The 24,233-nt window shown below is 58.0% G+C and carries 25 protein-coding genes, 1 tRNA gene and 1 pseudogene; 10 read left to right on the forward strand and 17 right to left on the reverse strand.

From position 1 onward, the window contains the following. Positions 1-22: 22 nt before the first annotated feature. The 5 genes from R6X40_RS27370 (at position 23) to R6X40_RS27390 (ending at position 5,898) form a co-directional block, all read left to right on the forward strand. The gene (locus tag R6X40_RS27370; protein ID WP_318417846.1) at positions 23-598 is read left to right on the forward strand and encodes a polysaccharide biosynthesis/export family protein; all 576 of its coding nucleotides are present in this window, start codon (positions 23-25) and stop codon (positions 596-598) included. A 4-nt stretch (positions 599-602) separates the two neighbouring features. Next, on the forward strand, positions 603-1,778 hold the full coding sequence (locus R6X40_RS27375; RefSeq protein ID WP_318417848.1) for a glycosyltransferase family 4 protein: 1,176 nt from the start codon (positions 603-605) through the stop codon (positions 1,776-1,778). Positions 1,779-1,835: 57 nt separating this feature from the next. After that, positions 1,836-3,398 (forward strand): undecaprenyl-phosphate glucose phosphotransferase, encoded by a 1,563-nt coding sequence (locus tag R6X40_RS27380; protein ID WP_318417945.1) that lies wholly within the window; start codon positions 1,836-1,838, stop codon positions 3,396-3,398. After that, positions 3,395-4,666 carry an O-antigen ligase family protein gene (locus R6X40_RS27385; RefSeq protein WP_412178473.1) on the forward strand — a complete coding sequence of 424 codons (1,272 nt, stop codon included), beginning with the start codon at positions 3,395-3,397 and terminating at the stop codon, positions 4,664-4,666. The genes R6X40_RS27380 and R6X40_RS27385 overlap by 4 nt, the downstream gene beginning before the upstream one ends. A 65-nt stretch (positions 4,667-4,731) precedes the next feature. After that, a complete protein-coding gene (locus tag R6X40_RS27390) occupies positions 4,732-5,898 on the forward strand; it encodes a glycosyltransferase family 4 protein (protein WP_318417850.1) in 1,167 nt (388 codons plus the stop codon). 109 nt (positions 5,899-6,007) lie between these two features. Here R6X40_RS27390 and R6X40_RS27395 read toward each other — a convergent pair whose 3' ends face one another. Beyond that, positions 6,008-6,682, reverse strand: a complete 675-nt coding sequence (locus R6X40_RS27395; RefSeq protein ID WP_318417851.1) for a hypothetical protein — start codon at positions 6,680-6,682, stop codon at positions 6,008-6,010. A gap of 310 nt (positions 6,683-6,992) precedes the next feature. On the opposite strand from R6X40_RS27395, the gene R6X40_RS27400 reads away from it, so the two are divergent. Continuing rightward, positions 6,993-7,066 (forward strand) — tRNA-Pro (locus R6X40_RS27400). A gap of 1,083 nt (positions 7,067-8,149) precedes the next feature. Continuing rightward, complete coding sequence (locus R6X40_RS27405) at positions 8,150-8,416, forward strand: hypothetical protein (protein ID WP_318417853.1); 267 nt, start codon at positions 8,150-8,152, stop codon at positions 8,414-8,416. Between the two features lie 48 nt (positions 8,417-8,464). Here R6X40_RS27405 and R6X40_RS27410 read toward each other — a convergent pair whose 3' ends face one another. Then, on the reverse strand, positions 8,465-9,682 hold the full coding sequence (locus R6X40_RS27410) for a TylF/MycF/NovP-related O-methyltransferase (protein WP_318417855.1): 1,218 nt from the start codon (positions 9,680-9,682) through the stop codon (positions 8,465-8,467). Positions 9,683-10,127: 445 nt separating this feature from the next. Between R6X40_RS27410 and R6X40_RS27415 the strand changes: the two genes are divergently transcribed. Next, on the forward strand, positions 10,128-10,694 hold the full coding sequence (locus R6X40_RS27415) for a class I SAM-dependent methyltransferase (RefSeq protein ID WP_318417857.1): 567 nt from the start codon (positions 10,128-10,130) through the stop codon (positions 10,692-10,694). A 313-nt stretch (positions 10,695-11,007) separates the two neighbouring features. On the opposite strand, the pseudogene R6X40_RS27420 reads toward R6X40_RS27415, so the two are convergent. The 11 genes and pseudogenes from R6X40_RS27420 to R6X40_RS27470 all read right to left on the reverse strand — a co-directional run bounded on the left by R6X40_RS27420 (position 11,008) and on the right by R6X40_RS27470 (position 18,321). Next, positions 11,008-12,168: pseudogene (locus tag R6X40_RS27420) on the reverse strand (IS3 family transposase). A 357-nt stretch (positions 12,169-12,525) separates the two neighbouring features. Continuing rightward, a complete protein-coding gene (locus R6X40_RS27425; protein ID WP_318417950.1) occupies positions 12,526-12,792 on the reverse strand; it encodes a hypothetical protein in 267 nt (88 codons plus the stop codon). 5 nt (positions 12,793-12,797) lie between these two features. Continuing rightward, on the reverse strand, positions 12,798-13,148 hold the full coding sequence (locus tag R6X40_RS27430) for a hypothetical protein (RefSeq protein ID WP_318417858.1): 351 nt from the start codon (positions 13,146-13,148) through the stop codon (positions 12,798-12,800). A 122-nt stretch (positions 13,149-13,270) separates the two neighbouring features. Further along, complete coding sequence (locus tag R6X40_RS27435) at positions 13,271-13,516, reverse strand: DUF982 domain-containing protein (RefSeq protein WP_318417859.1); 246 nt, start codon at positions 13,514-13,516, stop codon at positions 13,271-13,273. A 103-nt stretch (positions 13,517-13,619) separates the two neighbouring features. Further along, positions 13,620-14,153, reverse strand: a complete 534-nt coding sequence (locus R6X40_RS27440; RefSeq protein ID WP_318417861.1) for a MerR family transcriptional regulator — start codon at positions 14,151-14,153, stop codon at positions 13,620-13,622. A gap of 154 nt (positions 14,154-14,307) precedes the next feature. Further along, positions 14,308-14,646: an integration host factor subunit alpha gene (locus R6X40_RS27445; RefSeq protein WP_113316049.1), complete on the reverse strand. Its 339-nt coding sequence runs from the start codon at positions 14,644-14,646 to the stop codon at positions 14,308-14,310. Positions 14,647-14,740: 94 nt separating this feature from the next. Then, entirely contained in the window at positions 14,741-15,712 is a 972-nt protein-coding gene (locus tag R6X40_RS27450; protein ID WP_318417864.1) for a beta-ketoacyl-ACP synthase III, read from the reverse strand. 5 nt (positions 15,713-15,717) lie between these two features. Beyond that, positions 15,718-16,776 carry a phosphate acyltransferase PlsX gene (gene plsX / locus R6X40_RS27455; protein WP_318417866.1) on the reverse strand — a complete coding sequence of 353 codons (1,059 nt, stop codon included), beginning with the start codon at positions 16,774-16,776 and terminating at the stop codon, positions 15,718-15,720. A 204-nt stretch (positions 16,777-16,980) separates the two neighbouring features. Next, the gene (locus R6X40_RS27460; RefSeq protein WP_318417868.1) at positions 16,981-17,532 is read right to left on the reverse strand and encodes a DUF177 domain-containing protein; all 552 of its coding nucleotides are present in this window, start codon (positions 17,530-17,532) and stop codon (positions 16,981-16,983) included. A gap of 83 nt (positions 17,533-17,615) precedes the next feature. Next, positions 17,616-18,155 carry a ubiquinol-cytochrome C chaperone family protein gene (locus R6X40_RS27465; RefSeq protein ID WP_318417951.1) on the reverse strand — a complete coding sequence of 180 codons (540 nt, stop codon included), beginning with the start codon at positions 18,153-18,155 and terminating at the stop codon, positions 17,616-17,618. Further along, entirely contained in the window at positions 18,106-18,321 is a 216-nt protein-coding gene (locus R6X40_RS27470) for a hypothetical protein (RefSeq protein ID WP_318417958.1), read from the reverse strand. The genes R6X40_RS27465 and R6X40_RS27470 overlap by 50 nt, the downstream gene beginning before the upstream one ends. Here R6X40_RS27470 and R6X40_RS27475 point away from each other — a divergent pair. Continuing rightward, positions 18,287-18,811, forward strand: a complete 525-nt coding sequence (locus tag R6X40_RS27475) for an outer membrane protein assembly factor BamE (RefSeq protein WP_318417870.1) — start codon at positions 18,287-18,289, stop codon at positions 18,809-18,811. The genes R6X40_RS27470 and R6X40_RS27475 overlap by 35 nt on opposite strands. Positions 18,812-18,942: 131 nt before the next feature. Here the strand turns inward: R6X40_RS27475 and R6X40_RS27480 are convergent, their stop codons facing one another. The 4 genes from R6X40_RS27480 to ribH form a co-directional block, all read right to left on the reverse strand. Then, positions 18,943-21,081 carry a sodium-translocating pyrophosphatase gene (locus R6X40_RS27480; RefSeq protein WP_318417872.1) on the reverse strand — a complete coding sequence of 713 codons (2,139 nt, stop codon included), beginning with the start codon at positions 21,079-21,081 and terminating at the stop codon, positions 18,943-18,945. Between the two features lie 219 nt (positions 21,082-21,300). Then, positions 21,301-22,536 carry an MFS transporter gene (locus R6X40_RS27485; RefSeq protein ID WP_318417874.1) on the reverse strand — a complete coding sequence of 412 codons (1,236 nt, stop codon included), beginning with the start codon at positions 22,534-22,536 and terminating at the stop codon, positions 21,301-21,303. Positions 22,537-22,545: 9 nt separating this feature from the next. Continuing rightward, positions 22,546-23,031 (reverse strand): transcription antitermination factor NusB, encoded by a 486-nt coding sequence (nusB, locus tag R6X40_RS27490; RefSeq protein ID WP_318417954.1) that lies wholly within the window; start codon positions 23,029-23,031, stop codon positions 22,546-22,548. A gap of 5 nt (positions 23,032-23,036) precedes the next feature. Further along, entirely contained in the window at positions 23,037-23,498 is a 462-nt protein-coding gene (ribH, locus tag R6X40_RS27495; protein ID WP_318417876.1) for a 6,7-dimethyl-8-ribityllumazine synthase, read from the reverse strand. Positions 23,499-23,705: 207 nt separating this feature from the next. Here ribH and R6X40_RS27500 point away from each other — a divergent pair, with 207 nt between their 5' ends. After that, positions 23,706-24,209, forward strand: coding sequence for a cupin domain-containing protein (locus R6X40_RS27500; protein ID WP_318417877.1), 504 nt, complete (start codon positions 23,706-23,708; stop codon positions 24,207-24,209). Positions 24,210-24,233: the final 24 nt, after the last annotated feature.

Genomic DNA, 24,233 nt, shown 5'->3' on the forward strand with positions numbered 1-24,233 from the left:
GTTTCTGGAACGCGAGAGCCCAATGACGTCCGCACGATTGAAAACAGGCCCAGCCTTGGCCGCACTCTCGCTGTGCCTTGCAATTTCAGGATGCAGCAGCTACCAGCCGGCGCCCAAAGCCTTCCATGAGGCGACCATCCAGCCCTATCGTGTCGATAGCGGCGACAAATTGCGCATCAGTGTTTTCGAACAGGCAGGTCTCACCGGCAGCTACACCGTCGATCAGGCTGGCTACGTCGCCTTCCCGCTGATCGGTGCTGTGCCGTCGCGCGGACATACCCTGCCCGAAATGGAAAAGGCCATCGCCGGCAAGCTGCGCCAGGGATACTTGCGCGATCCGGACGTGACCATCGAGGTCGATCGTTACCGCTCCGTCTTCATCATGGGCGAAGTTGGTCAGGCCGGGCAATATTCCTATGTGCCGGGCATGAGTGTCCAGAACGCCATTGCGGTAGCCGGCGGTTACTCGCCACGTGCCAACCAGGCCAATGTCGACGTCACCCGCAAGATCAACGGCCGCGTGCTCACAGGCCGCGTCTCGATCTCCGATCCGATCATGGCCGGCGACACGATCTATGTCCGTGAGCGGCTGTTCTGACAGCATGCGTGACCTCCAGCCGCTGCGCATCATTCACTGTTTCAGGTCGCCGATTGGCGGAATTTTCCGCCATGTGCGCGATCTGGCAGAAGCGCATGCGCGGGAAGGCCATGAGGTCGGTATCGTCTGCGACAGCACCACGGGCGGAAGCTACGAAGACGCGCTTTTCGACGAGATAAGGCCATTTCTGGCGCTGGGTCTTGTCCGGCTGCCGATCCGCCGGTCCGTCGGCCCTTCAGATCTGGCCGCACTGTGGAGAAGTTACAAGGAAATTAGAAGTTTGCAGCCGGATATCCTGCACGGTCATGGCGCCAAAGGCGGCGCCCTCGCCCGGATTATCGGCTCAGCCTTGCGGGTGAACAAGTATTGCGTAGCCCGCCTTTATTCGCCGCATGGCGGTAGCCTACATTACTGCAGAACGAAGCCGGCGGGGAAAATCGTGTTCCTGCTCGAGCGTCTTCAGGAATATCTGACGGACGCCATCGTGTTCGTTTGCGATTTCGAGCGCAAGACCTACGAAGACAAAATCGGCAAGCCCCATATCCGTAGCGAACGCATCTACAACGGTATCGACGATCGTGATTTCGAAACTGTCTATGCCCGTCCCGATGCGGTGGATTTCCTCTACATCGGGATGCTGCGCGATCTGAAGGGACCGGATCTCTTCATCGATGCCTTTGCCAGGACAGAGCGAAATATCGGAAGACCCCTTGCTGCCATGATGATCGGCGATGGTCCGCAAAAAGAGGAATACGAACAGATGATGCTGGAACGCGGCCTTGGCCGCCGTATCCAGATGCTGCCGGCGATGAAGGCGCGCGATGCCTTCGCCTTCACCCGCAACGTCGTCGTGCCGTCGCGCGCCGAATCCATGCCCTACATCGTTCTGGAGGCCCTGGCCGCCCGCAAGCCGGTGATCGCCTCTCGCGTGGGGGGCATTCCGGAGATTCTCGGCACTGAAAGTGCTGCCCTTGCCACGCCCAACGATGCGCAGTCTCTTGCCGATGTCATGACCGCTGCAATGACGCAAAAGGACTGGGCGGCAAAAGTGATGCCTGAAGCGGACGCCTTCAAGGCTGCCTTTGCAACCTCGACGATGTCCGCCAGCCTCATGCGGCTCTACCGGCAGCTTGTACCGGAAAAGGCCAGCGAACGAGAAACATCCCCCAGAAACCCGTAAACGTTTCTTAGGGGCTTTCTGCTATCCCGGAGGGACACAATGGCCCGGGCGGATATCATGAACCAGATCGACAAGCCGGAATCTTTCGACACCGACGCATTGCGCAAGAAGATTGCCGAGATCCGGACCATTGCGCCCAGCGAAAAACGGGACGACGAGCCGAAACGTGAACTCAACCCGCTTGCACGCAAGATCGCGGCGCAGTTCCGCACCGATACCTATTCTCCCAATATGATCATCGGTCTGATGCGGCTGCTCGAATTCACCGCACTGTTTGCCATCGGCTATGCCATCCACATGCTCTACGTCGCACCGCCGCTGGAGGAAATGCTTGGCTATTGCGGACTGATCGCCGGCGGCTCGGCGTTGACCGTGATGTTCCTGCAGCTTTGCGACGGATATCAGGTGCCGACGCTGCGCTCCGCCGCACGGGCCATACCGCGGCTGATCGGCTGCTGGACACTGGCGTTCGCCTCGATGACGCTGGTACTGTTCCTGCTCAAAACCGGCGAGAGTTTTTCCCGCCTCTCCTTCGGTGGCTGGTATGTGCTTGGCGCGGTCTTCCTGCTGGCGGAACGCGCCTTCATCGCGTTCTCCATTCGGCGTTGGGCCCGGAACGGCATCATGGAACGCCGTGCCGTCATCGTCGGCGGTGGCCAGCGGGCCAAGGACCTGATCCGCTCTCTCGAACAGCAGACAGACAACGATATCCGCATCTGCGGCATCTTCGATGACCGTGACGAACGCCGTTCACCCGAGATCATCGCCGGCTACCCGAAACTCGGCACGGTTGCCGAACTGGTCGATTTCGCCCGCCTCACACGAATCGACATCCTGATCATCGCCTTGCCGCTATCGGCGGAGACACGCATTCTCGAACTCTTGAAACAGCTCTGGATCCTGCCGGCCGATATCCGCCTTGCCGCCCATGCCAACAATCTGCGGTTCCGTCCACGCAGCTATTCGCATGTCGGTCAGGTGCCGATGCTCGACATTTTCGACAAGCCGATCGCCGACTGGGATTCGGTTGCCAAGCGCATCTTCGACGTGTTCTTCAGCATCGTCGCACTGGTTCTTCTCTGGCCGGTGTTCATCGGCGCTGCAATCGCCGTAAAGGTCAGTTCGCCGGGCCCGATCATCTTCAAGCAGAAGCGCCACGGCTTCAACAACGAGACGATCGACGTCTACAAGTTCCGCTCGATGTATACCAACATGAGCGACCCGACGGCACGCAATGCTGTCACCAAGGGCGATCCGCGCGTCACGGCTGTCGGGCGCTTCCTGCGCAAGTCGTCGATCGACGAACTGCCGCAAATTTTCAACGTGCTCAGGGGCCAGTTGTCGCTGGTTGGGCCGCGTCCGCATGCCGTTCTGGCCCAAACCGCCGATCGCACCTATTCCGACGTCGTCGAAGGTTATTTTGCCCGCCACCGCGTCAAGCCTGGTGTCACCGGCTGGGCGCAGATCAACGGCTGGCGCGGCGAAGTCGATAATGACGACAAGATCAGATTCCGCACCGCCTTCGACCTTTACTATATCGAGAACTGGTCATTGTGGCTGGACCTGAAAATCCTGTTCCTGACGCCGATCCGGCTTCTCAATACGGAAAATGCCTATTGAGCACGCCAACCGCCACGTCTGCTGCAGGCTTTCGCCCGCAAATGGCTGCCGTCGCCATCCTCGGCTCGGCAATGGTGACGTTTGGCGTCTTCCTGTCGGGTTTCGTCATTGCTGAGCCTGCTCCCTACGAGGTCTTCATGGCCGCCCTGATTGGGGTGTGGTTTATATTCGGCCTGAAAATCTCTCGCTCGGTTGCCCCGCTTTTGGCTTTGCTCATCCTGTTCATGACCGGCGGTATTCTCTCCCTGACCGTCATGAGCGACCTTGCCACCGCACCGATGTACATCGCGGTGTCCGGCTTCCTCTGCCTCACCTCGGTTTTTTACGCCGCCATCATCGAAGCCCGCCATGAACGGCTGAAGCTGATCTTCGATGCCTGGGTCGCCGCCGGCGTCATCACTTCCCTTTTGGGCATTCTCGGCTATTTCGGCGCCATCCCCGGGGCTGCGAACTTTACGCTCTACGACCGCGCCAAGGGCGCCTTCCAGGACCCCAACGTCTTCGGCCCGTTTCTGGTCGCGCCTTCGCTGTACTTGATGTACCGGCTGCTGACCGAGCGCATAACCACGGCCCCCATCAGGGGCATCGCCATTATGATCATGGCGCTGGGGTTGTTTCTCTCGTTCTCGCGGGCCGCCTGGGCACTTTATCTGTTTTGCGCCTGCGCTCTCGTCCTCGTCATGCTTCTCAAGGAACGGACTGGCGCATTCCGCCTGAAAATTCTCGTGTTGGCCTTGGTCGGCGTCGTGATGATGGTCGCTACACTGGCGATCGCCTTGCAGATACCAAAGGTCGCCGATCTGTTTTCCAGCCGAGCCCAGCTCGAACAGGATTACGATGCGGGCCATCTCGGCCGTTTCGACCGCCACAAGATCGGCTTCCTGATGTCGATGGAAAAGCCGCTCGGTATCGGCCCGATGGTGTTCAGCACCATGTTTCCCGAGGACGAGCACAATATCTGGCTGAAATCCCTGACCTCCTACGGTTGGTTGGGCTTCGTCTCCTACGTCACGCTGATCATTTGGACGGTATCGATGGGCTTTCGCTTCCTGCTGCTCGACCGTCCCTGGCAGCCCTATCTGATGATCGCTTGGATTGTGCTGATCGGTCACGCGGCCATCGGCAATGTCATCGATACCGATCACTGGCGGCATTTTTTCCTGCTGCTGGGTATCATCTGGGGCTGCGGTGCGCTGGAATATCGTCACAGGCGCGGCCTCAAAAGAGGCCAAGTGCGCCGCCCCTCCCCGGCGCCAACGCTGCGTTAACGTCAAGCCTGTACACAGAGGATAACGGACCGGCTCCATATCGAGGCCGGCGGCGGATTGTCAGAATGAATATCGACCCCTCCATCCCCGAGGCTGAAAACGGCCTGCGCATCCTCCTGGTGCTTGAACCGAGCGGCGGCGGATCAGGCCGGCATTTCCTCGATCTTTGCCGTGGATTGCAGGAACGCGGCCACCATGTCGAAGCGGTCTATTCACCGCTCAGGGCAGAAGACGCCTTCGTGCGCGAATTGAAATCCCTGGCCCTGCCTGCCGTGCACGCCGTCGCCATGAAGCGCTCCCCCGGCTTGTCCGACATCGCCGCCCATCGCGCGTTGCGCCGCATCATCAACGGCGGCACGCCATTCGACATCATCCACGGCCACAGCTCCAAGGCGGGCGCACTGACCCGCCTGCGCCTTCCCGGCTTCCATGCGCCGCGCGTCTACACCCCGCATGCGTTCCGCACCATGGACCCGACGCTCGGCAGGCTCGGGCGGCTGATTTTCGGCAGCATCGAAACCATCCTTGCCAAGCTGTTTACCGATCACCTGATCTGCGTGTCCGACGACGAATATGCCCACGCCCTGTCGCTCGGCATGCCCGCCCGCAAATTGTCCGTCATCATCAACGGCGTGGCGCCGCCGCCGCTCGACATGGCAAACACCGTGCGAGCAAGTTTTGGCATTGCAGCCGATACGTTCGTCTTCGGTTTCGTCGGCCGGCTATCGTATCAAAAAGCGCCCGAGCGTCTGATCGAGGCCTTTCGCAATGCCGCCGCAAGATTGCCCAGCGCCGAACTGATCATGGTCGGATCCGGAGATCTCGAACCGGAAGTCCGCACAGCCATTGCCGAAAGCGGCCTCCAGAAGCGCATTCGCCTGACCTCCGCCTTCACCGGCCCGCAGGCCGTTCCCGCCTTTGATGTGCTGGTCATGCCGAGCCGCTATGAAGCGATGTCCTATGTCATGCTGGAGGCGGCAGCATCGGGAAAACCGATCGTGTCGACCGATGTCGGCGGCGCCTCGACCGCGATCGACAAGGACAGAAGTGGCCTGATCGTGGCCAATGACGGCGACACTACCAAACTCGCCAACGCCATGGTGGAAAGTGCCGATCCGAGCCGGCATCGCCAGCTCACAGAGGCAGCACTCGCTCGGATGTCGAGTTTCTCCATGGGACAGATGATCGACAAAACCGAGGCCGTCTACCGGCAGCTCGTTGCCACGAGGTAAGCTGCCAGACGTTCCCGGCGGTTTTCTGTCATGGCCGCAGGCCCAGACATCACTCACACGCAAATTCAAGGTGTTGAGCGGCCGTCAGCCGCTCAACAGACGGCAACAATCACCCCTGCGCGCACCAGCTCTGCTTGCCGCCGGAGGTGTGCCGGGCGAGCCCCTCGGAAACCAGCATATCGCCGATCGATCGCCCCTGCCCGACCGTGACTTGAACGTCGGAACCGGACACGGAGGCCAGCTGAACGCCGCCGGTATTGAGGATTTCCCAAAGCCGCTTTTTTGCCAGCGAACCGAGCTTGCGCTCGTTATCGCATTTCGCCTGCTTGATACGCGGAGCCTGGATGCCGGATATCTGGACTTTGCGGCGCCCGTACCAGAACGTCCCGCCATCGACGACGCAGTTTTCCAGCGTTTCGGTGCAGAAATAGAAGGTTCCCGGCTTGCGTCCGGTTGGAAGACCGGCGGCCGGCCCCAATGCTGCCTGCTCCACAGGACGCGTGCCTGGCATAGCAAGGGCAGGCATCGTGAGCTCCGGCTTTGCCGAGGCCTGCGTTTTCTCCACGCGTCTTTCCGGAACAGTCTGTTTTTCCACGGACCGCGGCTTGCCGATCGATGCCGTATAGAACGGAGCCGCGATCGGCAGGATCTGCGCCCGGTGTTCGTAGCCAAGGACCGCGCTCACCGACAGCACGCCAGCCAGATACCACGGCCACATGCTTGTCTTTGTCTGATTTCGGCCCGTACGCCGCTTCTGGCCTTTTCTGACCGCCGCTTTTGCCATCACCCTATCCCCGATTCGCCAGCGCATTATCAGGGCAAGGCATTGCCGAAAACTTTAAGCATCGTGAAATTTCAGCACTAAGGGTGAGATTGCACCGTATCGTGGGAGGACGAATGGTACCGCCGCTTTTTCCGGCGTTTTACGCCATTTTCCAAAATCAGCACTTGCGCGCCACCCCCCGATTATATACGGCTCTCTTCGGTTCGGAGCGTAGCGCAGCCCGGTAGCGCACTTGACTGGGGGTCAAGGGGTCGTGGGTTCGTTATACGGGGTCATGATTTGTGTTCATCGCTCGAACAGAAACGTCGTACGGAGTGTAGCGCAGCCCGGTAGCGCACTTGACTGGGGGTCAAGGGGTCGTGGGTTCGAATCCCGCCACTCCGACGTTTTCTTCAAATACTTCAACAGCTTACCACTGCTGCTTCGCCCAACAAAGAGAGTGGGAGAATAGGCTCTCAGCGAAGAAAGCCGAACCTCTCCAATTTTCGGGCGAAATATGGAAGTCCAATTGTCTCATTATTATCTGTAATCTCGTTTGGTGTTCAATGTATTGAAAGCACTGAATTCCTACGTCGATTTTATTCACACAACGCAATCTAGTGTGAACAGATGAACACCTTTTTTCCATGGTGAACGCCGTTCGCCAAACGCGAATGAACAGCATGCACTCCTCTACCAGATAAGTATCCGGCCAAGGCGGATGCCTTTAGAAGATAAGGCTAATCCAGCGCAGCCTAGTTCGAGGCTGAGTCAGCCTTATCTTCTAAAAAACAAAAAAGACGGTCGAAAGGCCGACATTTTCCGGTTTCGCCGGATTGGACGCGACCACAGACCGGGCTTGTTCAGTTTCAGCGTGGTCAAAAGACTTCATCTAACAGATTAGGTACAGGGCCTTTTGCTCAAAGCGGGCGGCCTTTTTTCGCTCGACAGCGGTTTCTTCTTCAACAAGAAGATTTCCCTCTGCGCCTCAGTGAGTTGCGTCGCGATTGTTTCAACGGCCAGCTCTGCCGCTTTCTTTTCTCGTCTGAACTGGACCATCTGCTGTTGTGCATTTTGCGCAGTTCTAGTCTCAGTTTGTGGCTCGTCTCTACCCAGCACCGCATCTCTGACAGATGGATATTCAGAGTCTTTGGTTCCGATTAGCGTTCGAGAGTGCCCAGCTTACAAGGCAACACTCGATATATTTACCTTGAGCTTGCCCCTCAGCTTGGCTGCAACGAGCGTCGGGTGTGTCCCTCGCCAGCCTTAATTCGCTCGACAGCTTCAAAGAAGTCTTTCTCAAAATCCGCTTGGCTCATAGCATAGGTGCCTCCCGTTTCTACAGTTGGCAGCCTTTCAAAACAGCCTTCGAGAAGATGACGACGGCACAATTCCGTCCGCACGTCCAAGCTAATAAGCCGAGATGATCTCGCCCATTGGGTTCTCCTGATAATGATGGTGTGGTTGTGCGGTTCGGAACATGAACCGATGAGACGCGTTCAGTATCACATGGATTTAGACTGGCAATATATTCAGAACAATTTTGACTGGCTGGGCCACATCGCGGAATCTTTGTGCATTTCCGCCGTTGCTACAGCTCTCGGCCTTGTGCTCTTCATGCGCCGTACAGCCCTGATCATCGGACTAGTTTTTGCCTCTGGACATTTTCACGGCCAGGAGAAGCGTGATTTTGAGGTGTCCGTCCAAATGCACCCACCACACCTCGAAGCCTACGAGATGTGGAAATGGCAATGAGATCAAGCAACCGATTTTTGGCCGGTCACTATCATGATATTGAGGCTTCTATTGATCGCGGTCAGATACAAAAGCGCGCCGCACCTTCAATAGCTTATTGAAAAAACCGCGGCGGCCTACTTCCTTCGGCTGGGGCTTTGCTTCCATATTCGCTAGCTTCCATTCGAGGCCGCCGATGTGGTAGCTGCCGGCGATTTTCTCGTTCAGTATGTCCGAGACAATAAGATCGGCGATGTCCCGAAATGTCGTCAGTGACTTTTTCGCGATGTTCGGCAGATCCTGCCTGGCAAAAAGGTCGATGTGATCCCCAAACCGGCGACCGACATAGAAGGCATTCGTCAGGTAGTGCACAAACCCTGTCGAGTAGATCGGCGCTTTACTATCGGCAGTCTTGATGCCGAAAAGAGTCATGTTGCCGTTGCCTGTCCATACGGCATGAAATGGGATATTCCGACGATTGAAGAAATCCAGCACTGCTGCGCTTTCATTGCCGCTCGGACGATAATCTCCCCCGGAGAAATCGCCGACCCCTGACACACCGTCAGATGCCACCATCGACCCTGGCGACCATTTAGTGACTGTGGACTCCAAAGCGCTCATTGAGGAGTTATAAAGATCGGTATCAAGGAACATTAACGCAATGCGGCGCTCCAATACCGGCAGAGTATCGGAAAATAGTCCTTTCTCCCATAACACCGCGGAAGGAACACCGGCGGCGGCTAAGTTTGACTGAACTTCGTCAAGCCGCCCGGCGAACTGGTTTTTTTGCCAGAAACCGCTAACGTCAGCCTCGGGCAATCCGGCGAATGTGTCGGCTGCAATCGCTTTTCTGCCGAGATAATTGGCCACATGACTCATGCATGTGAGACTTCCGCCTTTGAAAACGCCACACTCCAGGTAGTCGCCCTCGACCCCATTTTTCGCGAGGGTGTAGAACGCAAGAGCGAGAGGCAATACACCGTATCCGGCCCACCCTCCTGGCCTAGCTTCAGCGTCCTTGTGGTCACCTTCGGCTTTAACATTGACGTTAAAATAGATCTCAATCTCCCGAAACTGCGCAAGCATGGTGCTAACGAAATCGATATATTCTGTCGCTTCGGGCGAGATTGATGACGCGTACTTGTGAAGGAAGTACGCGTCCACGAACGAGATTTGGCGTCCACCTTCGGCACATTCCACATATCCGGTAGCTGAAAGCGGCGGGATTTTCGGGTATTCAGAGGAATAAAATTGGTTCAAATCATTGACCAAAAGCGACGGGATCATGGCGTCCTCATGCGTTCTTTGCCTCACTGGTCCATCTTATCACTATTGATCGCCGCTATTGTCAACTTCGACTTGCCCGCGCCCTAGGCATCGTGGTTAGGTGACATGCAGCAACGCTTATATGAAGGATCGAACCATGTGGTTCACCATTGTTGAGTTGTCGACAGCTAGTCTAGCTGTACGTGGATCACGGCACGCAATGCGCCAAAGTATGCAACCAAAAAACAGTAGATTCCAGAGGTGCGAATATGAGAGACAGATCAAAGCTTTTCGCGAACCGCAGCCATAATCGATATTGGTGGTACCGTCTAAAGGACAGCCAATACCTCCCGCCTATTTTCCAGAACTTGTCAGATCAGGAATGGGAGATCCTGAACGACTGGTTCTATGACACAGAACAGAAGTTCACAGCCCAGGCGAAATTGGCGTTCCCGGGTTTTCCTTCATGGCCGGTCTAATCGGCGGGAATGGCATCAAGCGTGTCGTTCAGTGCGGTCACTATGTTGGCTTCTCATCCCTTATGTTCGGTTTTCTGATGCGCAGTATGGGGCAGCAATGTTCCGTGTACAGCGTCGATATCGACCAATCAGTGACTGACTACACTAACAGCTGGCTTGACCGAGCCGAGCTCACAAAATACGTAAAACTGGCCGTCAACGATTCTGCGGCTGCAAATAATGTATCCGATGCCGCAGCATGGCTGGGCGGCGCACCTCAGATGGTACTAATCGATAGTTCCCATCAATACGCCCACACGCTTCGGGAGCTAGATCTATGGTACGATCATCTAGCTCCAGGCGGGTTTCTTCTCATGCACGACGTCAGCATTTTCGCACAACAGTATGATGCTGACAAAGCCGGCGGCGTGATGTCCGCTGTAAACGAATGGTGCCAACGGAGGCAGATTCAGCCGATGCTGATCAATCGTTTCGCTCAGGACGGAATAGATGCAAACGATCTCGTCTATAAAGACGGTTGCGGTATGGGAATTATCCAGAAATCATGGAGCTGACAGAATGAAACTTGCATGGACAATCCCAGAGGCACAGGGTCGAACATGCCGAATTGCTGGCGAGCCTTGAAAGTACCGACGCTTCCATTGATTTGGAAGCAACTCGTGCGAGAATTGCATACTTATAGCGACATTATGCTGTAAACCTCTCTGCGGATCGGCCGCCTCCTGCCGTGCGCACACTTCGGCGCATTGCAGGAGCATACGCGCGGGCAGCATTACGTCGTTTGAATACAACGCTCAACTGAAGAGAGAGGTTGCTCGGCTCGTCCGAACAGTTTCGAGGGTTTCGCTAAGTGGATTTCCGCCTTGATTATGCTGTGACCATTATTGGTGTCAGCGCGTTGAAATAAGTCTGATCCAGCGTTTGCCGCTCAAGGGATGAATGTCGGCGCCGGGTGTTGTAGAAAGTCAGATACCGACTGATGCCTATTCGCGCCTCCCACGCGCTTCTATAGGCGTGGAGATAGACGCCCTTATATTTGATCAATCTCCAGAGCCGCTCGACGACGACGTTGTCCCGCCATGCACCCTTGCCATCCATCGAGATGGCGATCTCGGCTTTCTTCAGCACGGCCGTAAAGTCGATGGAGGTGAACTGCGAACCTTGATCGGTGTTGCCGCGACAATGCTGTGCGTTGGGCCGGGATTTCAGGTTTGCCATAACCGGCGAGCGCTTCCTCCACTGCTTCAATAAAGAAAGCTCCTTCCATCGTGATCGACAACCGCCGCGACAGGACCCGGCGGCTCAACCGGTCCACGACGGCGCAGAGATAGACGAAGCCCCGCGCCATCGGAACATGCGTTATATCCAGACCTGATTTGGTCTGGTGACTGCCAGTTTACGCAGGAAATAGGGGGAAACCTTGTGGCCAGGTGTTGGTTTCGACGTGTTGGGACGGCGGTAGATCGCCTCGATGCCCATCCTCTTCATCAGCGTGGCGACGTGAAGACGGCCTGTGACAAACTCTTCCGCCTTCAAAAGCCCCTGCGACATGCGGCTTCCGGCGAATGGGTGGTCGAGGTGCAGTCGTCGATCCCCGAGCGAATGCGTAGGAGCCAGGCCGCCCTCAGACACAGGACGGGGCAGATAGTAGACGCTGCCTCCGCCGAAGCCGAGAAGTTTCACTTGTCGCACGACGGACAATTTATGCTTGCGATTGATCATGTCTTTCCACTCAGCATCCGGCCTTGCCGGGCGCACCGGACAAAAAAACGTTCTCCAGTGTCAGCTCGCTTATTTTGGCGTGAAGCGTTGTGATCTCGACGGCTGGTGTCGTCGCTCCGGTCCAGGTTTCGCCACCAAAAATGCCCGTCGCCCCCTCAAGGAGTTGGTCTTTCAACTGCTTGATCTGATTGGCGTGGACGTCGAACTGCTGGGACATTTCCACCAGCGTCTGCTCATCACGGATCGCGGCAACGCCACCTTCGCCTCGAAAGCCAGAGTATACTTCCGGCGCGGTCGTCTCGTCATGGTCTCTCCTGTCTCCGCATCTGAGCCAAAATCAGGCAGAATTTCCACTTATCCCGGCTGTTCAGACGAACCGAGCCACCTCTCTTGTTCCCGGGAAACAGGATACGGCACTTCTGAATCCTGCAATCGTCCCTCGGCACCACCGACTTTTCTGACACGGCTAGTGCTCTCTGCAGGCACAGTGCAACGCCTGCCACCTTGTGTCACCTGATATGCGCATTGCCCGCCAAAACGTTCGCAACTAAACAGTTCGATCCCATATAAAGTTCGAATCCCGCCGCTCCGACCATTTTCTTCTTGATATCCCTGTCATATCGCCCCGCCGCACATCGCGGCGGTTGGGCTTGGTTGCGCCGTTCAATGAACGGAAACATCGGTCTCCGGTTCTTCCAGGAAAGATTCAATACCGTCGCGCTCGACGGTGGCCAAAAACTCCTCGAAGGCTTCCTTGTCCGTTGCAAACGGCTCTTCCCAGACAGTCAGCCCCTCCTCCTGATCGATCACCTCCAGCGTCCATCCGTCGGTACTGCCTTCCTTGCGGAAGATATCGACGAGCACGGTGATATCGTCTTCGGTGAATTCACCGGAAAAATCGGAATGTTCGAGCTTCTGCTTCTTCGTCATGGTCATCATGCCTGTTTCGTGTTGGTGACTGCGGCGGTGAGCCGGCCTCTGGAGCGTTCGCGCGTGGCGCTGCCCTCAAGCCGCTTGGTAGCCTCCTTGATTTCGAGCGGCGCGAAAAGAGCACGGTATTCCGGCCTTGTCATCATCGCCTCCATCGAGAGTTCTGTTTTCTTGGCCTCGATCAGCCGTTCCAGACCGGTCGTGCCGGGCTTGAACACAAGCTCCCTGGCTGCCTCGACGCCGCCCTTCAGGATGACGAGCCGGCGAAATAGGACCGGCCGGAAGCCGATCGCAGCGCAATGATCGTAGAGCGCCAGCATCTCGCCGTGAAATTTCGCCTGCAGGGTCTTGCTCATATCTTTCTTTTCTCAATCGCACGACGGACATATGGCGATGCCGGCCAGTTGCGCCAAGAGCCTGTTTACCGGATCGCTGCGACGCCCAAAAGACCGCCATCGACACCAGGCGCACAAAGCCGTCAGTCCTGAACCGCAATCTCGGCTTCGGCTGCGGCCGCCAGAAAGGCTTTTCGCGCGTCTTCCGCCGGGCGTTTGCCTTCAACAACCTCAGCGCAGATCTCGAGCGCCCGGTCCAGCGCCGGCGCATCCTCCAGCGGCCAGTCCTCGATCATCGCCCAGGATGCCTCGGTGGTGTTGGAGATCGTCACGTATTTGTCCGGCCCTTCCAGGGCGAGCGTCACGCTTTTTGTCCAGGGTTTTTCCATTGTCTCGCCTTGCTCAGAATTCCGTCGGGGTTCCTACCATGAACGCCATGGCGGCACGAGGGGAAAGCAGTGGCAAAAATCGGCCGTTACGATACCGCAGAGGTCAGCGCACCTGATCGAGCAGCCGCTTGCATTCGAGAAGATCGTAGAGCGCCTCCTGCAGCAGCGCCCTGTCCTCCTTACCGACGGATGTCTTGCCGATGGAGATTTCCGGCGTCTCGTCATTGCCGCCAACGAAAGAGAAAAACCGGCGGCTGGCCGGCGCCTTGGCGCGGCCGACGATCTGGTCCTCGTCGGGATTGCCGATCTTCGGCTGGACCTGCTCCTCGATATTGGCCGCGGCAAGCGCTTCGACGGTGGCGAGATCGCCGCTGGCGATTGCCGCGACGAACTTGTTGCCGTTCATTTTCAGGAGTTTCTGGACGCCCTTGATCGTATAGCCGTGATCATAGAGCAGGTGACGGATGCCCTTGAGCAGGTCGACGTCTTCCGGCCGGTAATACCGCCGGCCGCCGCCTCGCTTCATCGGCTTGATCTGCAGGAAGCGCGTTTCCCAGAACCTCAGCACATGCTGCGGCAGGTCGAGATCGTCGGCCACTTCACTGATGGTGCGAAATGCATCCGGGCTCTTGTCCATGTCTTCCCCCATTCCGCGTCGAAACGTCCGGCGCCGTGCCGCAGGCTATCACCAGCGGTCACTTATTTCCGTCCATGCGAATGATTACACGAATCGTGCGCATTTCAACGGCTTATGGACGTGTTTTCAACCACTTTAATGATGGGACGTGGATTTAGGCGGCCGGGGATTGCGGTTTCAACTTAGCCTTGCGCTGGAGATGCGCCTTGAGCACGCGCTGCTTCAGCACGTTGGATGCCTTGAACGTCATGACGCGGCGGGGAGAAATCGGTACTTCCTCGCCGGTTTTCGGGTTTCGCCCGATGCGCTCGTTCTTGTCTCGAACCTGAAACGTTGCGAAGGAAGAAAGCTTGACGCTTTCACCCCGCACGATGGCGTTACAGATTTCATCAATCACGGTCTCGACCAATTCTGCCGATTCCGTTCGGGAAAGACCGACCTTGCGAAAAACCGATTCGGCCAGGTCTGCTCGTGTCACCGTTTTTCCGCTCATCTTCCCCCACCGATTTTCTTGAAATATCGATTAGCCCGGAAAGAGTATTGCCCTTGTCCATTCCGGTCAAGCGTCTGCACCATATCACATTTTTTTACCAGCGCAGCAGTACGGAACCCCAGGTAAAGCCGCCCCCCATCGCCTCAAGCAGAACGAGATCACCCTTTTTGATACGTCCGTCGGACGCAGCGACATTCAGCGCCAGCGGAATGGAGGCTGCCGAGGTGTTGCCGTGAAGATCGACGGTCACCACTACTTTTTCAAGCGGAATGCCGAGCTTCTTGGCCGAACCGTCGATGATCCGGCGATTGGCCTGATGCGGCACCAGCCAGTCGAGATCGTCGGCTGTCGTGCCGGTCGCTTCGAACGCGGCCTCGATCACGTCGGTGATCATGCCGACAGCATGCTTGAAGACCTCGCGGCCCTCCATGCGCAAATGGCCAACCGTGCCGGTGGTCGAGGGACCGCCGTCGACATAGAGTTTTTCCTTGTGGGCGCCATCTGAGCGCAGCTGCGCGGTCAGGACGCCGCGATCAGCCGTCGTGCCACTGCCTTCCTGGGCTTCCAGGATCAACGCGCCAGCGCCATCGCCGAACAGCACGCAGGTCGTGCGGTCGTTCCAGTCGAGAATGCGTGAAAAGGTTTCGGCACCGATGACCAGCACCCGCTTGGCGAGCCCGCCGCGGATATAGGCATCGGCGGTGGTCACGGCAAAGATGAAGCCGGAACAGACGGCCTGCAGATCGAAGGCTGCGCCGTGATGCATGCCGAGGCGGTTCTGGATATTGACAGCGGTTGCCGGAAACGTGTTGTCGGGTGTCGAGGTCGCAACGATGATCACATCGATATCGGCCGGCGTCAGGCCAGCATTGGCAAGCGCCGCACGCGCGGCCCCTTCGCCGAGTGACGCAGTGGTTTCCCCCTCGCCCGCGATGTAGCGTTGGCGAATACCGGTCCGCTGCACGATCCATTCATCGGTCGTGTCGACCTTGTCTTCCATTTCGCGATTGGTCATCACCCGCTGCGGGAGCGATGCCCCGAAACCGCGAACCACAGAACGGATCATGCTTTTCAAACCTCGTCTGCCGTGCCGGTCGCTGCACCTTCGGAAGGGCGCGAGGCATGGTATTTTTGCAAATCGTTTTCAATCTTGGCCTTCAGGCCATTGCGGACCATGTCGTAACCAACGTCAATGGCGGCTGCGAAACCTTCCGCGTCCGTTCCTCCATGGCTCTTGATCACGACACCATTAAGGCCGAGGAAGACGCCACCGTTCACCTTTCGCGGGTCCATCTTTTCGCGCAGCCGGTCAAAGGCGCCCTTGGCGAGAATATAGCCGATCTTGGCAAGCAGCGTCCGCGACATCGCCGCGCGTAGATATTCGGCGATCTGGCGGGCCGTACCCTCGGCAGTCTTGAGCGCGATATTGCCGGAAAAACCTTCAGTCACCACCACATCGACTGTACCACGGCCGATATCGTCACCTTCGACGAAGCCGAAATAGTCAATACTGTCGATGCCGGCTTCGCGCAGCAGGCGGCCTGCTTCCTTGACCTGTTCCTGGCCCTTCATCTCTTCGACGCCGACATTAAGCAAGCCAAGCGTCGGGCGCTCAACCTCGAACAAAGCACGCGCCATGGCGCCGCCCATCAGTGCAAAATCCATCAATTGTTGCGCATCGGCACCGATCGTCGCACCGACGTCCAGCACGATGCTCTCGCCCTTCAGCGTCGGCCAGATCGCCGCAATGGCAGGGCGCTGAATGCCCTGCATCATCCGCAGACAGAACACCGACATCGCCATCAGCGCGCCGGTATTGCCCGCCGAGACCACGACATCGGCCTCACCTTTGTTGACGGCCTCGATCGCCTGCCACATGCTCGCCTTGCCGCGGCCGCGCCGGAGCGCCTGGCTTGGCTTCTCGTCCATGGCGATTGCCAGTTCGGACGCATGAAACGTGCTGTTGGCCTTCAGCTTGGGATATTTTTCCAAAAGGGGGACGCATTGATCTTCAAGCCCGTACAGCGCAAAACGGATATCGGGATGCCGTTCAAGCGCCTTGGCGGCGCCCGGAATGACGACCTGCGGACCGAAGTCGCCGCCCATCACATCAAGAGAAATTCTGACCACGCGTGCCCTATCCTTTTTTCCTGCCACACTGCATGTTTCATTCCGGCGCAATCAGGTTGGGCGATGGAGACACACGTGTTTTCATAACGTTTGAGACGTAACGGCCCCGCTGACGGGACAAAACGGCCCAACGGGCTGGATTTCGGCCAAAATACCGTTTTTCGCTGTTGTGACAACCGATTTATGCCACGTATCGCCGTTCACTCAGTCCTTTTTCCAATCCTTGAGGGCAGCGAAGGGATTGGGGCGGACATCGTCTTTTTCGCTACTTTCGATCCGCTCGCCAAAGCTTACCCCCGCTTTTCGCGGATAGGGATCGATGGCGAGTGCTGCATGTTCCGTAACGGTGATGCCGACATCGATGGTATCGCCTGTAAACATGTCGGGAAGATCGGGGCCTTCCGGATCGAGAATCATCTCGCCGCTATCGTTGGCGGCGATCCGCGCAAGCCGTGACCCTTCCGGCACGAAGATCGCTTCGACGGGTTCATCGATGTCCGATTCCACCGGCTCAAGCGTCACCACGCAGGCCTGGACGATCCGGGCCTTGACCCGGCCCTTGATCTTGACGCCATCCCTTTTCCAGCGCGCGATCTGCAGCTCGGCTGCGAGCGACTGTACTTCCAACACGCCCCATAGTTCCTGCAACGCCTTGCGCTCGGCTTCATTCGCCTCAAGGCGAACCGTCACGGCATTGGCAGAGATATTGCCGACCTTGACCGGATAGGAAAACGCGGGTTTTTCGTCATGGTTCATCGTCTGGTCCTTTCGGGCGGCAATACCGCCCAAGATAGTGCTTCGGCCTGCGCAGCTCTGACGTCACGTCTCTCGGACGGATATCAGGCGGCCGCTTGCAGCAGGTCGATCCGGCCGGTTTCTACGACATCCTCGCCCTCAAGCGCAAGCTGGGCTTCGGCAGCCAGCAGATAGTCGGCAAGACCCTGCATCGACAGCGCCTGATCGTCCGTCTGCGGATGGAAATTACGCTTCAGGGCCGCAGCCAGCTCATCACGGTCCCGGCGCTCCAAGGCCGCAGCATAACTTTCAAGCCGGCCGTAGAACATCGAGGCGAATTTCTTCATGCGCTTGGGCACGCCGACATCGCCAACGCCGAGTTCGCGGATCGAATGGTCGACATCCTGAAAGAACGCGTCGATAATCTCCTGCGCGATCTCCTGGCCGGCGCGCTGCGAACCGCGCGTGCGGCGGAAGTAAAGGATCAGCGACGCCGACAGCATCTCGAAACGGCCCATCACTGTGTCGGGCACGTCAAGGTCTGTATAGAGATACGGACGGCGGGCGGCGGCGGTCAAAAGCGCGTATTGGCGCTTAACGATGGCCGCATTGCCGTTTTTTTTTCCGAACAGTCCGAATATCATCATAAAGCCCAAGTTTGCCTGCTTCAAAATGCGTCAGCCCGCGCATCCTGTTATTGCATGATTGCCGAAGCTGGTTTACCGAAGCAGGCACGAAATGCAATGGCGCATCTGCCAGCGTTACCTTGAGGGAGATGTCGTTGACGAAACGGTATTTCAGGTCAGACATGAAATTTCTGAACAACGTCGCTTTTACATTGGCAATTTGCGTAACCACCCTTTCCGGCTGTAAAACAGCCGATATGCTGAACACCAGCGAAACCATCAATCAGGGCTATGTGGTCGATAACGAGACGCTGGCGCTGGCGCCGGTCGGCTCCAGCCGCGAACAGGTGCTCCTGTCGCTGGGAACGCCATCGACGACGGCAACGTTCGACAATGAGGTGTTCTACTATATCTCCCAGAAGCGTCAGCGCCCGGTCGCCTTCATGAAGCCGAAGCTGGTCGATCAGAGCGTGCTTGCCGTCTATTTCGACAAGGACGGCGTTGTCTCGCAGCTGGCGCATTACACGCTGCAGGACGGCAAGGTCTTCGACACGATTTCCCGTACCACGCCAACCGGCGGCAAGGAAATGACCTTCCTCGGCCAGCTGCTGACCGGCAACGGTATCGGCAAGAGCATGGCGAAATCAGTGCTCGGCAACGCCAACAACCAATAATCGCTGCCGCAACCGAGTTGTGTGCAGGGACCATAAAAAACCCGCCGGAGATGCTCCGGCGGGTTTTTCTTTGCCTGTTGTTATGTCGGCTTGCGGCGTCACCATGGATGCCGCAAGCCGACGTTCCTGTCCTATCCTGCGAGAACGGCCAGAAGCAGAAGCGCGACGATGTTAGTGATCTTGATCGCCGGATTGACGGCGGGACCAGCGGTATCCTTGTAGGGATCGCCGACCGTATCGCCAGTCACGGAGGCTTTGTGGGCTTCTGATCCCTTCAGGTGGCGGGTGCCATCCTTGTCGACGAAACCGTCTTCAAAGCTCTTCTTGGCATTGTCCCAGGCGCCACCGCCCGAGGTCATCGAGATGGCGACGAAGATGCCGTTGACGATAACGCCGAGAAGCGAGGCGCCAAGCGCTGCAAAGGCCGAAGCTTTCGAGCCAGAGATCAAAAGTACGCCGAAGTAGACGACGATTGGCGCCAGCACCGGCAACAGCGACGGCACGATCATTTCGCGGATCGCTGCCTTGGTCAGCATGTCCACGGCGCGGCCGTAATCCGGCCGGTCGGTGCCTGCCATGATGCCCGGCTTCTCACGAAACTGCCGCCGTACTTCCTCCACCACGGCACTGGCCGCACGGCCAACGGCCGTCATGGCGATACCACCGAACAGGTAAGGAATAAGACCGCCGAAAATCAGGCCGGCGACGACATAGGGATTGGACAGATCGAACGAGATCGTCCCGACGTCGGCGAAGTACGGATACTTGTCGCCATTGGCAACGAAGTATTTGAGGTCGTTCGAGTAAGCCGCAAACAGCACCAGTGCACCGAGACCAGCGGAACCGATCGCATAACCCTTGGTCACTGCCTTGGTCGTATTGCCAACCGCGTCAAGTGCGTCAGTCGACTTGCGGACTTCCGGCGGAAGTCCGGCCATTTCGGCGATGCCGCCGGCATTGTCGGTGACCGGACCGAAGGCATCAAGAGCCACGATCATGCCGGCAATGCCGAGCATGGCTGTCACAGCGATACCGGTGCCGAACAGGCCTGCCAGCTGGTAGGTCGAGATAATGCCGCCGACGATGACGATAGCCGGAAGTGCTGTCGATTCCAGCGACACGGCGAGCCCCTGGATGACGTTGGTGCCGTGGCCGCTGACGGAGGCCTGGGCGATGGAATTGACCGGGCGCTTGTTGGTGCCGGTATAGTACTCGGTGATGACAACAATCAGTGCGGTAACGACAAGACCGAGAATACCGCAGATGAACAGGTTGGTGCCGGTAATATCCTTGCCCTCGACGGTGCCGATGGAGCCCCAGCCGATGGTCAGAGATGTGGCAATGGCAAGACCGATGATCGACAACATGCCAGTGACGATCAGGCCCTTGTAGAGCGCCCCCATGATCGAGCCGTTCGCGCCAAGCTTGACGAAAAACGCACCGATGATCGAGGTGATGATGCAGGCACCGCAAATGGCTAGCGGATAGCTCATGACTAGGCTGAGATTGGCACCGCCGGCAAAGAAGATGGCGGCAAGAACCATGGTGGCGACGATCGAGACCGCATAGGTCTCGAACAGGTCGGCCGCCATGCCGGCGCAGTCGCCGACGTTGTCGCCGACGTTATCTGCGATGGTGGCGGGGTTGCGGGGATCGTCTTCCGGAATGCCGGCTTCAACCTTGCCGACGAGATCGCCGCCGACATCGGCCCCCTTGGTGAAAATGCCGCCGCCGAGACGGGCGAAGATCGAGATCAGCGATGCGCCGAAACCGAGCGACACCAAAGCGTCGATCACGTCACGCGAGCCCACTGCAAGCCCAAGGCCTGCCGTGAGGATAAGGTAGTAGATGGTGACGCCGAGCAGGGCGAGACCTGCAACCAGCATGCCGGTGATCGCACCGGACTTGAAAGCGATATCGAGACCTGCCGCAAGACTGACGGAGGACGCCTGCGCCGTGCGGACATTGGCGCGGACAGACACGTGCATGCCGATAAAACCGGCCATACCCGACAGAACTGCGCCGATCAGGAAGCCGATGGCGGCTGTCACGGAGAGAAGAACCCAGGCACCGACAAAGACGACGGCACCGACGATGGCAATGGTCATATATTGACGTGTGAGATAGGCCTGCGCCCCCTCGCGTATGAAGCCTGCAATCTCTTGCATGCGGGCATTGCCCTGATCGGCAGACAGCACCGATTGCGTCGCCCAGATGGCATAGACCACCGAAAGCAACCCGCATGCGATAACGCCCAGAAGTATGGTCATTTCGCAATTTCCTCCATTTAGCCTGCGGGCTCACTCCGTTCCGCCGGCCCCAAAAAAGCGCAGCAGACCAAGCCTCCTCTTCAAGCATGGGCCGCATACGTGGCTGCAGAGTGCTGTGGCGAATCGGGATCGTCAAGCCGCGAAAACCGGAAAAACCCACGTTTTTCGGTATGTTGGCGGCGACTTACAGGTGTGGAATACCGCTTTGGGAGATAAATCTCAGACTGTGCGCCGCCTTTCGGCGACAAACAGCGAAATAAGCAGCAAAAGGCAGAATGCCGTGACCGGCCAGACGGCCGCGCTCAGCATATCCCAGCCATAGGCGGTCAGCACCTTACCGGAACCGAAAGAGGCAAGTGCCACCGCGCTGAACAGGATGATATCGTGGAACCCCTGCACCTTGTCGGCTTCCTGGGGGCGGTAGCTTGAAGCGACAATGGCGGTCGAACCGATGAAACCAAAATTCCATCCGGCTCCAAGCAGGATCAGAGCGCCCCAGAAATTCCAGAGCTCAACTCCCGCATGGGCGACCAGCGCGCAGAGCATCAGAATGACCAGTCCGCAGGCGACCACCCTCTCCGCCCCATAACGGCTGACCAGCATTCCGGTGAAGAAGCTCGGCGCAAACATCGCCAGCACATGCCACTGGATGCCAAGCGTCGCCAGGTCCTGAGAGAAGCCGCAGCCAACGACCATGGCGATCGGCGCACCGGTCATCATGAAGGTCATCAGCGCATAGGTGGAGATGCCGCAGACCATGCCGGTGATGAAGCGCTGGTTCAGCACGATCTCGTGCAGCGGGCGGATGGGACCCATGGATACCGCGCCGGAGGCCGGACGCAGATCCGGCAGCCGCAGGAAGGCAAGGATGGCGATCGCCGCAAGGCAAGTGGGAACCAGCGCGATGAAAGCGCCGGCAAAGAACACTGGCGCCAACATATCCTTGGTCAGGATAACCAGTTGCGGCCCGAGCACGGCGGATATCACGCCGCCTGCAAGTATCCAGGAAATCGCGCGCGGCTTGTAGTGCCGGGGGGACGCATCGGCGGCGGCGAACCGCAGCTTCTGGGTAAAGCCACCGGCAATGCCTGAAATGCACAAGCCGAGCGCAAACAGCCAGAAGTCGCTTTGAAACAAAGCATAGGCGGCAACCAGACCACCGCCAGCACCGAGAAGAGCACCGACCATAAAGGCAGCCTTGCGGCCAAGCAATCGCGACATGGCGGCGACGAACACCGCTCCGAGCGCCACACCGACGTTGAAGCCGGTCAGTGGTGCTGTCGCCAGCGACTTGTCGTCACCCAGCAGCTGATAGCCGGCAACGCCGCCGACGGAAAAAACAATCGGTCCGATGGTGCCGAGAATGGCTTGAGCCGCCGTCAACAGATAGACATTGCGGCGGGCGCCGTGCAGTTCATGAACCATGCCCTGCACCTTGCCTGCCTGCCCTGTCATTGCGTGACCTTACTTCTTGACGTCGGTTCTGATAGTGCGGGCGATCCGGTCGAGCACGGCATTGACGAGCTTCGGTTCGTCCTGTTCGAAGAAGGCCTTGGCGATCTCGACATATTCGGTCACGATGACCGCAACCGGGACGTCCTTGCGTTCGCGCAGCTCGAACGTGCCGGCGCGCAGGATGGCGCGAACGGTCGAATCGAGACGCGACAGCGCCCAGTCGTCCTGAAGCGCAGTGCCGATCAGCGGATCGAGCAAACGCTGATCGCGTACGACGCCGGCAACGATCGAGCGAAACCACGAGGCATCCGCCTTCAGGTAGGTATCGCCGTCAATTTCCTGGCCGAGCCGGTGGGTTTCGTATTCTGCGACGATCTCGAGCACGCCAGTGCCGCCGACATCCATCTGGTAGAGCGCCTGAACGGCGGCAAGACGGGCTGCACCGCGCTGGTTTGCCTGCTTGATCGGCTGGTCGCCCGGCGGATTGGTAGGAATATCGCTCACTGTTCGCCGCCCAGCTTGACCTTCAGGTCAATCATGGTCAGCGCAGCGCGGGCTGCGAAGCCGCCCTTGTCGCCTTCGCTCTTTTTCGCACGGGCCCAAGCCTGCGCGTCGTTTTCGACGGTCAGGATGCCGTTGCCGATTGCAAGGCTCTCACTGACAGCAAGATCCATCAGCGCGCGCGAAGATTCGTTCGAGACGATGTCGAAGTGGTACGTTTCGCCGCGAATGACCATGCCGAGTGCGACGAAACCGTCATACTCGGTGGCGCCATTGTCGATGCCGTCGAGCGCCATGGCGATCGCCGCTGGGATTTCCAGCGCGCCAGGAACGGTCACGACGTCGTAGGTTACACCGGCATCCTTGAGCGCCGATGTGGCACCATCGAGCAAGGCGTCAGCCATATCGTCATAGAAACGCGCTTCCACAATCAGAATATGTGGTTTTTCGGTATCGGACATTAGTCACCTGTCTGAAATTGGGGGCCGGACATCTCCAGCGCAGGCGGCGGTCAAACCACGCTCTAGCCCCGTTGGCAAGCATTTTTCGCTGCAGGTCTGGATTTGGCGGGACGTTTGACCATCGCTACATGCGGAACACCTGAAATTGCCACCATCTTTTCAATCCGATGGCACCTCTGTACAAGTTTGCCCCAAGAGGAGAAAAACATGACACGGCCATCAAAACCTATCATCAATCCCGCCGAACTTGAACTGGAACATTGGCAGGAAGGCACATTCTTCGAATCCCGCGATGCGTCTTTCGGCGAAGATCTTGGCCTGACGGACCTCGGCATTGGCTATAGCGAACTGCCCCCGGGGAAATCAGGCTGCCCGTTCCACAATCACCATATCGAAGAAGAGCTGTTCATCATCATCAGCGGTGAAGGTGAATATCGCTTCGGCCCGGATCGTTACCCGGTAAAGCCCGGCGACGTGCTCGGCGCTCCCGCCGGTGGACCGGAGACCGCGCACCATCTGATCAATACCGGAACCGTCCCCCTCACCTATCTTTCCATTTCGGCCAATGCGAAGGCCGAAATCTGCGAATACCCGGATTCGGGCAAGTTCCTCGCCAAGTCGCGGGCCACCCCGGGCGGCAAGCCTGTCTTCCGCTTCCTCGGCCGGCAAGACAGTGCCGTCGATTATTGGGACGGCGAGCCGGGAATCTGATCGAATACCGCAATCATCATTTTA

The sequence above is a fragment of the Rhizobium sp. PL01 genome, from assembly GCF_033447125.1.
Classification (GTDB): domain Bacteria; phylum Pseudomonadota; class Alphaproteobacteria; order Rhizobiales; family Rhizobiaceae; genus Pararhizobium.

Coding starts and splice junctions, on each gene's coding strand:
- R6X40_RS27410 (WP_318417855.1), bottom strand. CDS start 9,682: ATGATCCCGTCGCTTTTGGTCAATGATTTGAACCAATTTTATTCCTCT.
- R6X40_RS27405 (WP_318417853.1), top strand. CDS start 8,150: ATGAGACGCGTTCAGTATCACATGGATTTAGACTGGCAATATATTCAG.
- R6X40_RS27460 (WP_318417868.1), bottom strand. CDS start 17,532: ATGAACCATGACGAAAAACCCGCGTTTTCCTATCCGGTCAAGGTCGGC.
- R6X40_RS27470 (WP_318417958.1), bottom strand. CDS start 18,321: ATGTCTGACCTGAAATACCGTTTCGTCAACGACATCTCCCTCAAGGTA.
- R6X40_RS27435 (WP_318417859.1), bottom strand. CDS start 13,516: ATGGAAAAACCCTGGACAAAAAGCGTGACGCTCGCCCTGGAAGGGCCG.
- R6X40_RS27430 (WP_318417858.1), bottom strand. CDS start 13,148: ATGAGCAAGACCCTGCAGGCGAAATTTCACGGCGAGATGCTGGCGCTC.
- ribH (WP_318417876.1), bottom strand. CDS start 23,498: ATGTCCGATACCGAAAAACCACATATTCTGATTGTGGAAGCGCGTTTC.
- R6X40_RS27465 (WP_318417951.1), bottom strand. CDS start 18,155: ATGATATTCGGACTGTTCGGAAAAAAAAACGGCAATGCGGCCATCGTT.
- R6X40_RS27370 (WP_318417846.1), top strand. CDS start 23: ATGACGTCCGCACGATTGAAAACAGGCCCAGCCTTGGCCGCACTCTCG.
- R6X40_RS27425 (WP_318417950.1), bottom strand. CDS start 12,792: ATGACGAAGAAGCAGAAGCTCGAACATTCCGATTTTTCCGGTGAATTC.
- R6X40_RS27395 (WP_318417851.1), bottom strand. CDS start 6,682: ATGGCAAAAGCGGCGGTCAGAAAAGGCCAGAAGCGGCGTACGGGCCGA.
- R6X40_RS27485 (WP_318417874.1), bottom strand. CDS start 22,536: ATGACAGGGCAGGCAGGCAAGGTGCAGGGCATGGTTCATGAACTGCAC.
- R6X40_RS27445 (WP_113316049.1), bottom strand. CDS start 14,646: ATGAGCGGAAAAACGGTGACACGAGCAGACCTGGCCGAATCGGTTTTT.
- R6X40_RS27500 (WP_318417877.1), top strand. CDS start 23,706: ATGACACGGCCATCAAAACCTATCATCAATCCCGCCGAACTTGAACTG.
- R6X40_RS27375 (WP_318417848.1), top strand. CDS start 603: ATGCGTGACCTCCAGCCGCTGCGCATCATTCACTGTTTCAGGTCGCCG.
- R6X40_RS27440 (WP_318417861.1), bottom strand. CDS start 14,153: ATGGACAAGAGCCCGGATGCATTTCGCACCATCAGTGAAGTGGCCGAC.
- R6X40_RS27475 (WP_318417870.1), top strand. CDS start 18,287: ATGTCGTTGACGAAACGGTATTTCAGGTCAGACATGAAATTTCTGAAC.
- R6X40_RS27380 (WP_318417945.1), top strand. CDS start 1,836: ATGAACCAGATCGACAAGCCGGAATCTTTCGACACCGACGCATTGCGC.
- R6X40_RS27415 (WP_318417857.1), top strand. CDS start 10,128: ATGGCCGGTCTAATCGGCGGGAATGGCATCAAGCGTGTCGTTCAGTGC.
- R6X40_RS27480 (WP_318417872.1), bottom strand. CDS start 21,081: ATGACCATACTTCTGGGCGTTATCGCATGCGGGTTGCTTTCGGTGGTC.
- R6X40_RS27390 (WP_318417850.1), top strand. CDS start 4,732: ATGAATATCGACCCCTCCATCCCCGAGGCTGAAAACGGCCTGCGCATC.
- R6X40_RS27450 (WP_318417864.1), bottom strand. CDS start 15,712: ATGATCCGTTCTGTGGTTCGCGGTTTCGGGGCATCGCTCCCGCAGCGG.